The following is a 12,877-nucleotide window of genomic DNA, read 5'->3' as shown; positions in this document are numbered from 1 at the left end:
AAAGTTTTGTCCTATTTTGTCTTTTGAACAATACGTTATTTATTAGATCGTTTAATATTCAATATTGTACTAAATAACAATTTTATAAACATTTGTTAATGAATAGCATATCGATATTACATTGTTAAAGTCATCTAATTTTTACTTAAAAACGGGCAACAGAACATAAGATGGTTAACAATATTATTCGTATAATTGCTCTCTTTGACTTAGAAATTTACATAAAAATAAATGCATAAAATATATTTATCTGCTGTAGTGTTATTTGCTTTAAACATTGCAAATGCCAAAGCCAATACAGCGAGAGACTCTATCGGTGTAGAAAATAATAAAGGCAAAAAACTAATCGTGCACCAAACCGTGGCTAAAGACACTTATTATTCCATAGGAAGAAGATATAATGTTTCGCCAAAAGATATCATGGCCTTTAATGATAACAAGTACCTTCAGATCGGGGTAATTATCAAGGTACCTACAAATATCCCTTTTACGGCTAATGGTTCATCAAATACTACACAAAGTGTATCAACATCAAATGTGATAGAACACATTGTAAAGCCAAAAGAAAATTTAAACATGTTGGCCGAAAAATATGGCACAACTATAAACGAGATTAAAACTTTAAATAACCTAAGCGGAAATAATTTAAGCATTGGTCAGGTTTTAAAAATCCCAGCAAAAAACGCAGACCAAAGCAATACAGCAGCACCAGCAATACCACCAGCAAAAAACAATACCGAGCGGGTAGCTGAGAACAGCCAACCATCAGATCAGACCATGATTGAACATACTGTGCAGCCTAAAGAGTTTTTAGGAAAAATTGCAGAGAAGTACGGTACTACTGTTGAAGAGGTAAAAAAAGCCAATAACCTTTCGGGAAACAATCTGCGCATTGGGCAGAAACTTAAAATTCCGGCAACCAAAAATATAGATGAGAATAAAGTAGCAGCTGCCGAAGAAAAACCTGTTCAGGAAAACAAATCTACAGATGCCGCCGGTACACATACGGTTTTAAGAAACGAGACCATCTTTACCATCGCTAAACAATACGGAATTACCGCTTACCAGATTAGAAAACTGAATGACTTACCCGATAATGCCATTACCATTGGTCAGGTTTTAAAAGTTCCCGGTGGTATTATTACAGATGTTCAGGTCCCGAAAGAAAAGCAGGCAGAAACAAAAGTTAAAGAAACACCAGCAGCAAAAGAAGAGAGTTTTATCCATACTGTAGCTACCGGAGAAAACATATTTACCATTGCTAAAAAATATAATTTAACCGCTTATCAGATCAGATCAGCAAACAAGCTGGAAGATAATGCCATTAAGGTTGATCAGAAACTGATTATACCTAAACCACCGCAACCTAAGTCGGTAAATGATCTATCAAAAGAAGAACAAGAAAATGAACCAGACAGTACTATGGTTAAAGATCCTAAACTTCGCCGCGATCCGAGCGTATATGGTTTAAGTCAGATCGAAGAAAAAGGTACCGCCGTTTGGATTGCAGACCAAGATCTTGATGGAACAAAAATGTTGGTTTTACACCGTACAGCCCCTGTTGGCAGGGTAATTAAGATTACCAACCCAATGACTAACCGCACTACCTTTGCCAAAGTTGTTGGTAAATTTACAGAGAACGAATCCACAAAAGATGTTATAATTGTAATGACTAAAGCTGTAGCTGATTCATTAGGCGCTTTAGACAAACGTTTTTTCTGCAATTTAACATATAGTGCTCAATGAGTTTAAACAAAAAACCATTTATAATTGGTATTGCCGGTGGTAGCGGATCGGGTAAAACATTTTTCTTAAACTGCTTTCTTCATCATTTTAAACAGGATGAAGTAACGCTCGTATCACAAGATGATTATTACATCCCTGCAGGTGAGATGACACAGGAAGAGAACAAATTATACAATTTCGACCTCCCTTCTACTATTGATAGTGAGCAGTTTTTGAGAGACATTAAGCAATTAATCAGTGGTGAGGTAGTTTACAAAAAAGAATATAACTTCAATAACCCATTAGCTGTAGTTAAAATTCTGGAGATTAAATCGGCACCGATCATTATTGTAGAAGGTCTTTTCATCCTCCACTTCAAAGAAATTGCCGCACTGTTGGATCATACCATTTTTGTTGATGCAGATGAACTGGTAGCTTTAGATCGCCGTATAAAACGTGATGGTTTAGAGCGTGGTTACCCGGAAGAAGATGTATTGTACAAATGGCACAACCATGTGGTTCCTGCCTATAAAGAATATTTATTGCCTTATCGCGAACAATGTAATAAGGTGGTAATGAATAACACCAACGAGCCTGAAGAAATCATTGCCATCACAGAAGATATTTCGAATGATTTAAGGAATAGTATTTTGGTAGACACCGAATAAATTTCAAAGAAGTCAAGCTTTTAAAGCTTGACTTCTTTTTGATAATACGTTTTGTAAGGCTGAGTGTAATCGAAGCCTTAATCCAATCTCATTTCCGGAATCTCTCCTTCTATTATTAATCTCCCAACTGTAGATTGCTGTATAAACTCCACACTTACACCGGGCGCACGTTCTAAAAGCTTAAAACCGCCTTCTGGCAGGATATCCAAAACAGCCAGTTCAGTTACAATTTTTTTAATGCATTTTACGCCGGTTAAAGGCAAGGTACATTTCGGTAATAACTTGCTTTCTCCAGCTTTGTTAATGTGCTGCATCGCCACAATAATATTTTTGGCCGATGCCACTAAATCCATCGCTCCTCCCATTCCTTTTACCATTTTACCTGGAATTTTCCAGTTGGCAATATCGCCATTTTCTGACACCTCCATGGCTCCCAGAATGGTTAAATCTACTTTTTGTGCACGGATCATCCCAAAACTCATGGCCGAATCAAAAATAGATGATCCTGGCAAAGTGGTAATGGTTTGTTTCCCTGCATTAATTAAATCGGCATCTTCCTCTCCTTCAAAAGGAAATGGCCCCATACCCAATAAACCGTTTTCTGACTGTAACACTACATTAATTCCCTTTGGAATATAGTTAGCAACCAATGTTGGTATACCAATGCCAAGATTAACATAGTATCCATCTTTTATTTCTTTAGCAATACGCTGTGCGATCTCTTCTTTTGAAAATGCCATTATTTATTTTTTCCGATTAAGCCTAAATGTGTGTGATTAAATGCATCGCTATATTTTAAACCATAGCCAAGTGCCCTATCCATACAAGAATGGGCAAACAAGATGATGCCAGATAACTGTAATATGGGTAACTGATCATAAAATCCGATCAAGAAAATTACTATCGCTATCGTCTTATGATGAAACACGTTATAAAACCATGCACCTACTTTCGGGCCTGCAACGTATCCTAACATACTTAAATCCGGCACAAGCAAAAGTGCCGGAAATACCCACCAATGAAACGATAGTTTAGAAAAGGCAAATATTGCTAGCAAAAACATGCCTATTTCTTCAATTGCAATAATTTTCTTCATTACGATTTTGTTCTTACAGTACGCTGTTCAATTCTTTTCTCGTAGTCTTTGCCCTGAAAAATCCGGTGGACATAAATACCGGGCGTATGAATATAATCCGGATCCAATTCACCAGCTTCCACCAACTCTTCTACCTCGGCAATGGTTATTTTACCTGCCATAGCCATCACTGGATTAAAATTCCGGCTGGTAGACCTGAAGATTAAATTGCCCGCGGTATCACCTTTCCAAGCTTTAACAATAGCGAAATCGGCATCAAAAGCATATTCCATTAAATAATCCTTGCCATCAAAATTGCGTACTTCTTTGCCTTCTGCCACTTCGGTACCCACACCTGCAGGCGTAAAAATTGCAGGCATACCGTATCCAGCGGCCAAACAACGGGTGGCCAAAGTGCCCTGTGGGATAAGGTCTACCTCGAGTTCGCCACTCAACAATTGCCTTTCAAATTCAGCATTTTCACCTACATACGAAGAAATCATTTTTTTTACCTGGCGTTGTTTCAGCATTAAACCAATACCAAAATCATCAACACCTGCATTGTTAGAGATACAGGTTAAATTTTTTACCTGCTTACTTACCAAAGCATTAATACAATTCTCGGGAATGCCACAAAGCCCGAAACCACCGAGCATGAGCGTAGCACCATCTGATATATCTTTGATAGCCTCTTCAGCTCCAGATACCACTTTATTTATCATCTTATGAATTTTTTGGTTAGTTCGCTAAATTACAAATTGCCTTCAGAAATGTAGCATTATAATTTTTTAAATCTTTGCGGAATACTAATTAATTGGAATTAATCTAAATAACTATTATTTTTGTGCTGCAATGATTTACGAGAGAGAAGAAAGTCTATTCATATTACCCACCGATCCTGAATTTCAAAAAGGCATGGGTTTTATTTTCAGCTGTACGGCTGAGCACAAAAAGTGTTGCGAGAAATTTAAGAAAGGTAAACGCTGTAAAAAGTGTCCGGGCAATAAAAAGAAATAAGCCTACTTCGCTATTTCCACAATTTTATCGTCGCTTCCATTACTGGTACAGATATAAATTTTTCCTTCTGGCGATTGGCAAACGGCTCTGATCCTACCATATGTATTGACATAAAAATCTTTTGTTCCTGTAATTTTTGTTTGTGCATCGTCTAATTTAAGCTGCATCAATTTAGTTCCTTTTAATACAGCCAGCAGCAACGAATTTTTAAATTGAGGAATATAATCTGAATTGTAATAGGCTAAACCACTTGGCGCAATGGTTGGTGTCCAATTAATTAATGGCTCTACCACATTATTCGAACTGCAAAATGACTGCTCTCCACTTTCATTACAAAAACCTTTAACATTTGGCCATCCGTAGTTTCTTCCTTTCTCGATAATATTAATCTCATCATCAGAATCCGGGCCATGTTCTGAAGAGAAAATTTTATTGCCTACTTGGGTCAATCCCTGCGCATTTCGATGACCTAAAGACCAAACCAGATTATTTGGATAAGGGTTATCAGCTGGGATAGAACCATCTAAATTTATTCTTAAAATTTTCCCGGCTAAAGAATTAACATTTTGAGGATTGCCAGTATCAGCAGCATCGCCAGTACTGATAAATAGTTTACCGCCGTTGATCAGCAAACGCGATCCGTTATGGATTGAAGCCGCAGGAATCTGATCCAATAAAACTTGTGGATTCGTCAAATTTCCTCCATTGTAAGTATAACGTACAACTTTAGCTTTATAGGTACTACCATAGCCATAAACCACATAAACGTAAGGATTACTGGTAAAATCAGGATGTAGCGTCATTCCCAGCAAGCCGCCTTCTCCATTGGTACGTACTTCGCTTATGGTAAGTAAAGGTGTTACTTGCCCGTTGGCAGGATTTAAACGACTAATTTTACCTGCTTTTTCGGTAAACCAAATGAAATTATCAGGTCCATAAACCATTTCCCAGGGAAAGCTCAATCCGGATACAACTACTTTTGATTTTAATTCTACATCAGGTAAAGTACCTGGATCGTCATTATCATCACCATTCTTTTTACAAGCTGTAACGAATAACATTACAAATAAGCAGAGTAGTATTGCTCTCATAACCATAACGTTTTAAAAATAACAACGTTACGGCTATAAAGTTTTGTTTTTTAGCGTGCTATTCCATGTTGATGTGCTGTCAGATGTTATCATCTGACAGATTTTCAAAAAAATGATTTAGTGTCGGATAGTAACATCCGACACCATAACCATACTTATGCCTGCACTCGTTTTTAACGAGTGCATAAATAGCCTTGCGATTTTATCGCAAAATATTATTTACAGTGTCAGATGGTAACATCTGACACCACAATCAATTCAAATATACATAGGTAATGCCATCTCCACCCCTATCAGCATGTTCATCTTCCATCCTATTTACTTGACTATATTTGCGTAGATATTCCCTGATCATTTTTCTCAAAATTCCATCCCCCTTACCATGAATCAGTTTAATAGATGGAAAACCAAGCATAATGGCTTTATCTAAATATTTCTCTACTTCAAAGAGGGCATCTTCCGTGCGTTTCCCACGGAGATCAAGTTCTGCCCTAAAACCAGATACGGCATCATTCATCCGCCCTGCAAAAGAATTTGCACTGCTTTGAATTACCTTTTTAGCTTCACGGTTACTCACCTTTTGTACACGGTTCTTTTTAACCGTTGATCGTAAATCGCCAATAGCCAAAACCAGTTCATTGCGGTTAATTTCTAAAACCTGACCAATGGTTTCACTATCGGTAAATTTCACTAAATCGCCAATTTCAATCTCACCGCCAACAACTACCTGCACTGGTTTAGGGCGCTCTTTAGGAACAGTATTTTTAACCAGTTCTTTTTGCAAATTCTGGCGAAGTTCTTTAGTTGCTTCCTTATCAGCTTGTTTTTCCTTAATCTCGGCAATGGTATTTTCTACCAGTTTATTGGCATTTTTAATAATATTCTGTGCCTCTTGTTTTGCCTCTTTAATCAATACCTTTCTATTCTCTTCTAAAAAGCTTTTTAACTTTTCATTTTCGGCAACCAGGTTTTTAGCCTTGTTCTGTTGATTGGCCAGGCTTACTTTGGCATCGTAAACGTTTTTCTTTTCGCGCTCCAGATCAACAAGCATGGTATCTACCCTATTCTGGTTAGAACCTGTTTTTTCTTTAGCCAGTGCAATTACTTCTTTTGGTAAACCAATGTTCTGTGCAATTTCGAATGCATAAGAACTGCCAGGTTTACCAATTTCTAAAACATAAAGCGGTTTCATTTTGGTATTATCAAAAAGCATTGATGCATTTTCCAAACCAGGCGTATTACCCGCAAAAAGCTTTAAATTAGAATAGTGGGTAGTAATTACCCCCCTTACCTTTTTATTGTTCAATACCTCCAAAACAGCTTCGGCCATTGGCCCGCCAAACTGTGGATCGGTACCGGTACCAAATTCATCAATCAGCACCATCGTTTTCGGTGAGGCATGCTCTACAAAATACCGCATCTTCTTCAAGTGTGCACTGTAAGTACTTAAATCACTTTCAATCGATTGATCATCACCGATATCGGCAAAAATGTTTTCAAAAATCCCCACTTCACTATTAGCATCAACCGGAATTAACAGTCCGGTTTGTAACATAATCTGCAAAAGGCCAACTGTTTTCATACAAACCGATTTACCGCCCGCATTTGGTCCTGATACCAGCACTACGCGAGTTTCGGCATCTATATGAATATTTAAAGGGGTAACAGTCTTCTTTTCTGCTGCAAATGAGATTGATAACAAAGGGTGCCTTGCATTAATCAGCTTGGTTTTAGGCTCTTTTAACAAACCTGGCATTTCAGCTTCGATATCCATTGCAAATAAAGCCTTAGCACGAACAAAATCCAGTTTCGTAAGGAAACCATGGTAAGAAAGCAATAATGGCGAATATGGCCGCAAGTCATCTGTTAAAGCAATTAAAATCTTGATAATTTCACGGCGTTTATCAAATTCTAAATCGCGTAACTTATTATTTAAAGTAAAAACTTCCTCCGGCTCAATATAAACGGTTTGCCCCGTAGCCGATTCGTCGTGTACAAAGCCTTTTAGCTTACGTTTATTCTCGGCCAAAACTGGGATACACATCCGGCCATCACGAATGGTTAAACTACCGTCTGCAACCCAATTATTAGCAATAGCTTGCTTGTAGATCGAGTCCATACGCTTGCGCACGTCTTGCTCCGTTTTCGAAATCGCAGCGGTAATCTCCTGCAATTCTTTCGATGCATTGGGCTTAATCTTTCCTTTGGCGTCAATTACCGTTTCTATCTTACGAAGGATATTTTTTTCAATCGGCAAGTGCTCAAATAAAGCTTCTAACGTAGGGTATACTTCTGCACGCTCTTCAAAAAAGCGGAGTACAGAGAAAACAGTATGCAATGAAGTATATACCTGAAACCACTCGTCCTCTAACAGATAAGTGCCTTCAACCCTGATTTTCTCAACCAGCGATTTAATATCAAAAAAGGTATTAATATGTAAAGGTTCCTGATTTTGCAGGATACTCTTAAATTCGTTTGTTTGTCGTAAAAACTTATCAATCTGATCAAAACGGTTCATCACCTGCATCTTTCCCACCATCGTTTGGCCCATAGGACTCAAACAATGTTTGCTAATCAGTTGCCTGATTTCGACAAAACCTAAACGTTCTAAACAATTTTCGGGATATAACATATTATTGTACTACAGCTGGTGTGGGCACTGTACTCACTACACCAGCTTTTTTTATATTTATAAGTGAATCGGCCTGTTTTTTCTTTTTGGCAATTGCCGCCACAGCTTTAACCTTTGATAAAGAATCTGGTTTCATTTTTTTTCTGATCGCAAGAGAATCGGCCTTGAATTTCTTTGCTATCACCAGTGAATCGGCTTTAAATTCCTTTTTCTTAATCATTAAATCGGCTAACTCCGTTCCTTTTTTTTGCTTGGCTAACATTTTTTGTATGTTTTTATACATCGCTTCTAATGGTACAGGGTTGGTGTTATACCAAATTAAGCTCCTGTTATATTCAGCAGAATCTGTACCGAATTTTTTATAAATCCCCTTATAGTAAGCTGCCGCTACTTTCTTTGCCGAGTCTATTTCGTAAATGCTAGAAAGGTACCCATCTACAATGTGCATATCGTATAAAATCTTCTCCATTTTATCAGGTTTAATAATGCCATCAGGTATGCCAGGCTTGCAACCAAACCATAATATAGCTGTCATTAAAACCCATATTAATCTCTTCATGCTTAATTTAAATATTATTTTTTGCCCAAATTGCGGCAAGGTTATTAATTTTACCAAAAATAGTTATAAATGAGCATAGCTGATAATCTTAAACAATATAAAAGCGAAGTTGAATCAGACGGGGTTAAACTAATTGCAGTTTCAAAAACACAACCAGTAGAATCAATTTTAGAAGCCTACAATGCCGGACAGCGCATTTTTGGAGAAAACCATGTGCAGGAAATGGTAGATAAACAGGCACAATTACCAAACGATATCGAATGGCATCTTATTGGCCATTTACAAAGCAATAAGGTAAAATATATAGCCCCTTTTGTTAAACTTATTCATGGGGTAGATAGCCTGAAATTACTACAGGAAATCAACAAACAGGCAGCAAAAAATAACCGAGTAATTGACTGTTTATTACAGGTTTATATTGCTGATGAAGATACCAAATTTGGGCTTGGTTTTGACGAAGTGGTTGAATTGTTGCGGGATGAAGAGTTAGCCGAATTGAAAAACATCCGTATTGTAGGTTTAATGGGCATCGCTACTAATACCAAGAATGAAAAGCAGATTAGGATAGAGTTTAACGAACTAAAAGTATTTTTTGATGGAATTAAAATGAGTTTTTTTCGCAAAGATGATGCTTTTAAAGAAATATCGGCCGGAATGAGTGCCGACTATAAAATCGCAATTGAAGAAGGCAGTACAATGGTACGCATTGGTAGCAGTATTTTCGGAAAAAGGGTAATCAAACATTTCAAAAACAACATTACGGCCAACTAATATGGATTTTAACATCAGATTTGCTACTGCAGAAGATTGTCCAAGAATATTGGAATTAATTAATGAGTTGGCCGTTTATGAGCGTGCTCCCGAAGAAGTAACGGTTACTTTAGCGCACTTTATCGATGCTGGTTTTGGCAAAATGCCAGTATGGAAAGCTTACGTAGCCGAAGTAAATAATACTATTGTCGGTTTTGCATTATACTATACACGCTACTCTACATGGAAAGGATGCAGGTTATATCTCGAAGATTTTATCGTAACAGAAGAATTTAGAGGGAAAGGCCTGGGTAAAGTATTATTCGAAAAAGTAATAGAAGAGGCCAAAAACGGCAACTATAGTGGCATGGTTTGGCAAGTATTAGACTGGAACGAACCAGCTATCAACTTCTACAATAAATATAAAGCACATTTGGAAAGTGGCTGGCTAAATGCGGCTTTCTCTAAAGAACAGATCAAGGCATTTTAATATGGATATTTTTAAGTTTGGAGGTGCCTCGGTAAAAGATGCGGCAGGTGTAAAAAATCTGGCCAATATTGTACGCGATTACAAAAAAGGGAATCTACTGATCGTAATTTCTGCCATGGGCAAAATCACCAACAGATTGGAAGACCTAACTCATGCTTTCCTCTCGCAAAATGATGAGGCCCATGAAATTTTTGAAGAAATTAAACATTTCCATTTCAGCATTATAGACGAACTATTTCAGGGAAAACACCACCCGGTTTATGATGATGTGGCCAATACCTTTGTCGAAATTGATTGGTTGATTGAAGATGAACCCGATAACAATCCTGATTATATTTATGATCAGATTGTATCTATAGGTGAGGTAGTTTCTACTAAAATTGTAGCAGCCTGGTTAAATGAAACAGGGAATAAAACCCTTTGGGTCGATGCACGTAACTACATCCAGACCGATAATACTTATAAAGAAGGAAAAGTTGATTGGCCTAAAACCAATCAGATTATACAAAAAGACTTATTACCGCTTTTAGCCGACAACATTATTGTAACACAAGGATTTATTGGCGGTACAAGCGAAAACTACACCACAACTTTGGGTCGGGAAGGTTCTGATTATTCGGCAGCCATATTTGCGTCCTGCCTAGATGCTGCTGCATTAACGATCTGGAAAGATGTTCCAGGGGTACTAAATGCAGATCCGAAATGGTTTGATGAAACAGAGAAGATTGCGCAGCTTTCTTATCATGATGCGATAGAACTTACTTATTATGGTGCTACGGTGATACATCCAAAAACAATAAAACCGCTTCAAAATAAAGGTATTCCACTTTTTGTAAGGTCATTTATACAGCCAGAAGGCTCAGGAACAGCAATTACCAAAGAAAATAACCCATTGCCTATCCCATCTTTTATTTTTAAGGTAAACCAGGCATTGATTTCTATTTTTCCTAAAGACTATTCCTTTATTATCGAAGAAAATCTGAGTAATATTTTTGAGCTTTTCCATACACACAAGATCAAAATCAATACCATGCTCAACTCTGCCATCAGCTTTTCCGTAAGCGTTGATGATCATCCTGTTCAGATTGAAAAACTGATCAAAGATCTGTCGAAAGAATTTACCGTAAAGTATAATAAGGGCCTTGAACTGGTTACCATCCGTTATTACAACCAACAAACTATTGATCGTGTAACAGTTGATAAAGATATTTTATTAGAAGTAAAGAGCCGCCACACTTGCCAGATGGTGATGAAGAATAAATAGTCAGAAGTTCTGGGGTCGGAAGATTAGTGTTTATCTCGATCCCTGCTACCTAATACTTGATACGCCTAAAACAATGAACAATAATCTTTTAGCCAAAGCAGTACAAGATTACATCAGCGCCAACTTAAATGCCGATGTAAACCAGGTTGCTTTAGCAAAAAGTCCGTTCGAAGGCATTACTCCTGCCGAGCTAGCTACGCAAATTATTTCCAAAAAGAAATCGGAAAAGAAATTGCCCACCTGGTTTAATACTGAAGATATTTATTACCCCCAGTATTATCTATTGAACAAACTTCTTCTGAAATTACTGCGGAATATAAATCCAAACTGGCTAAAGGTGATACATTGATTGACATCACCGGAGGCTTCGGAATTGACAGTTATTACTTTTCGCGAAAGGTAAAAGCAGTTACACATTGCGAAATCAATTCCGAACTATCGGCAATAGCCCAACACAATGCCAGGGTTTTACATACAACCAATATCGAATTTAAAGCTGAAGATGGCATTGCTTATATCCAAAATAGTGATGCCTCTTTCGATACCATTTATGTAGATCCAGCACGAAGAGCCGAAAAGGGTAAAGTTTTTATGCTGAAAGATTGTACCCCCGACATTGTAAGTAATCTGGATACCTTATTAGAAAAATCGTCAAGAATAATCGTCAAAACCGCTCCTTTACTCGATATTTCAGCGGGATTATCAGAATTGAAACAGGTTAGCGAGATCCATATTGTAAGCATAAAAAACGAATGCAAAGAACTTTTATGGATAATAGATAAAGGTTACCAAGATGACACTAAAATTAGGGCTGTAACTTTAAATAACGGGATTGAAAAAGATTTTTCCTTTCACAGATCATCTTCAAATGCTTCAGTGCTATTTACAGATAATTTAAGTCAAGGTGATTACTTGTACGAACCAGATGCGGCTTTATTAAAATCAGGAGCTTTTAATTTAATTGGGACAACTTACAGTCTCTTAAAATTACATCCTCAAACGCAGCTATTTAGTACTAATATTATAAAAGCAGATTTCCCAGGCCGTATATTTAAAATTGAGGCCATACTGAGCACAGGTGAGCTGAAAAAGGCGTCAAATTTAAAAGGGAATGTAATTGTTCGGAATTATCCTGCAAAGCCTGAAGACTTAGTTAAGAAATATAAAATAAAAGCAGATCAGGATCAGTTTTTAATTTTTACAAAGATTGCAAATGGAGAAAATGTAATTTTAAAGGCCTCCATTATACAGTATTATTAACTGTAACCAGTCCCTCATCCAGATTTCATGATCTCATGTAACAGACCCGAGAATAAATTCAGGGTAACGAATAATTAATACAAAAAGCCTCTCTATTTGAAAGGCTTTTGTAGGGACGAAAAAATAATCAAATATATTATTGCTTAAACTTTCTTAACGTTTACTGCTTGTAAACCTTTTCGGCCTTCAGCTACTTCAAATTCTACTGTATCGTTTTCTTTCAAGCTTTCGATTCCACCTAAAACATCTTTAAAATGTACAAATAAGTCTTTATTGTCTTCTTGCACAATAAATCCAAAGCCTTTTTGAGTATTAAACCATTTAACTTTTCCGGTTGCCATAAAAA

Annotated in this window: 14 protein-coding genes; 7 read left to right on the top strand and 7 right to left on the bottom strand. The window is 37.1% G+C overall.

Going from position 1 to position 12,877, the window contains the following annotated elements; all coding sequences use genetic code 11:
• Window positions 1-231 precede the first annotated feature (231 nt).
• Window positions 232-1,746 carry a muramidase family protein gene (locus H9N25_RS06600; protein WP_190328350.1) on the top strand — a complete coding sequence of 505 codons (1,515 nt, stop codon included), beginning with the start codon at window positions 232-234 and terminating at the stop codon, window positions 1,744-1,746.
• On the top strand, window positions 1,743-2,393 hold the full coding sequence (locus H9N25_RS06595; protein ID WP_167293942.1) for a uridine kinase family protein: 651 nt from the start codon (window positions 1,743-1,745) through the stop codon (window positions 2,391-2,393). Before H9N25_RS06600 ends, H9N25_RS06595 begins: the two co-directional genes overlap by 4 nt.
• Before the next feature lie 77 nt (window positions 2,394-2,470).
• Here H9N25_RS06595 and H9N25_RS06590 read toward each other — a convergent pair whose 3' ends face one another.
• From H9N25_RS06590 to H9N25_RS06565, 6 genes are all read right to left on the bottom strand, one after another.
• On the bottom strand, window positions 2,471-3,133 hold the full coding sequence (locus H9N25_RS06590; protein ID WP_190328349.1) for a CoA transferase subunit B: 663 nt from the start codon (window positions 3,131-3,133) through the stop codon (window positions 2,471-2,473).
• The gene (locus H9N25_RS06585; RefSeq protein ID WP_167293940.1) at window positions 3,133-3,489 is read right to left on the bottom strand and encodes a DUF4260 domain-containing protein; all 357 of its coding nucleotides are present in this window, start codon (window positions 3,487-3,489) and stop codon (window positions 3,133-3,135) included. Before H9N25_RS06585 ends, H9N25_RS06590 begins: the two co-directional genes overlap by 1 nt.
• Window positions 3,489-4,190: a CoA transferase subunit A gene (locus H9N25_RS06580; RefSeq protein ID WP_167293939.1), complete on the bottom strand. Its 702-nt coding sequence runs from the start codon at window positions 4,188-4,190 to the stop codon at window positions 3,489-3,491. The genes H9N25_RS06585 and H9N25_RS06580 overlap by 1 nt, the downstream gene beginning before the upstream one ends.
• 297 nt (window positions 4,191-4,487) lie before the next feature.
• Complete coding sequence (locus H9N25_RS06575; protein WP_167293938.1) at window positions 4,488-5,576, bottom strand: PQQ-dependent sugar dehydrogenase; 1,089 nt, start codon at window positions 5,574-5,576, stop codon at window positions 4,488-4,490.
• Between the two features lie 253 nt (window positions 5,577-5,829).
• Complete coding sequence (locus H9N25_RS06570; protein ID WP_190328348.1) at window positions 5,830-8,208, bottom strand: endonuclease MutS2; 2,379 nt, start codon at window positions 8,206-8,208, stop codon at window positions 5,830-5,832.
• Between the two features lies 1 nt (window position 8,209).
• Window positions 8,210-8,767 (bottom strand): DUF4296 domain-containing protein, encoded by a 558-nt coding sequence (locus H9N25_RS06565; RefSeq protein WP_190328347.1) that lies wholly within the window; start codon window positions 8,765-8,767, stop codon window positions 8,210-8,212.
• A gap of 69 nt (window positions 8,768-8,836) precedes the next feature.
• Here H9N25_RS06565 and H9N25_RS06560 point away from each other — a divergent pair, with 69 nt between their 5' ends.
• From H9N25_RS06560 to H9N25_RS06545, 5 genes are all read left to right on the top strand, one after another.
• The gene (locus tag H9N25_RS06560; protein ID WP_167293935.1) at window positions 8,837-9,538 is read left to right on the top strand and encodes a YggS family pyridoxal phosphate-dependent enzyme; all 702 of its coding nucleotides are present in this window, start codon (window positions 8,837-8,839) and stop codon (window positions 9,536-9,538) included.
• A gap of 1 nt (window position 9,539) precedes the next feature.
• Entirely contained in the window at window positions 9,540-10,007 is a 468-nt protein-coding gene (locus tag H9N25_RS06555) for a GNAT family N-acetyltransferase (protein WP_167293934.1), read from the top strand.
• A 1-nt stretch (window position 10,008) separates the two neighbouring features.
• Window positions 10,009-11,271, top strand: a complete 1,263-nt coding sequence (locus tag H9N25_RS06550; protein ID WP_167293933.1) for an aspartate kinase — start codon at window positions 10,009-10,011, stop codon at window positions 11,269-11,271.
• A 73-nt stretch (window positions 11,272-11,344) separates the two neighbouring features.
• The gene (locus H9N25_RS24425) at window positions 11,345-11,620 is read left to right on the top strand and encodes a hypothetical protein (protein WP_223833631.1); all 276 of its coding nucleotides are present in this window, start codon (window positions 11,345-11,347) and stop codon (window positions 11,618-11,620) included.
• Window positions 11,617-12,531, top strand: a complete 915-nt coding sequence (locus H9N25_RS06545) for a class I SAM-dependent methyltransferase (protein ID WP_255524598.1) — start codon at window positions 11,617-11,619, stop codon at window positions 12,529-12,531. The genes H9N25_RS24425 and H9N25_RS06545 overlap by 4 nt, the downstream gene beginning before the upstream one ends.
• Window positions 12,532-12,674: 143 nt before the next feature.
• Here H9N25_RS06545 and H9N25_RS06540 read toward each other — a convergent pair whose 3' ends face one another.
• Window positions 12,675-12,872 carry a cold-shock protein gene (locus H9N25_RS06540; RefSeq protein WP_029276380.1) on the bottom strand — a complete coding sequence of 66 codons (198 nt, stop codon included), beginning with the start codon at window positions 12,870-12,872 and terminating at the stop codon, window positions 12,675-12,677.
• Between the last annotated feature and the right edge of the window lie 5 nt (window positions 12,873-12,877).

Origin of the sequence: Pedobacter riviphilus (assembly GCF_014692875.1) — a bacterium.
Lineage (GTDB): Bacteria > Bacteroidota > Bacteroidia > Sphingobacteriales > Sphingobacteriaceae > Pedobacter > Pedobacter riviphilus.
The sequence above is the reverse complement of the archived record's forward strand: the minus strand, read 5'-3'. Positions and strand labels throughout refer to the sequence as shown.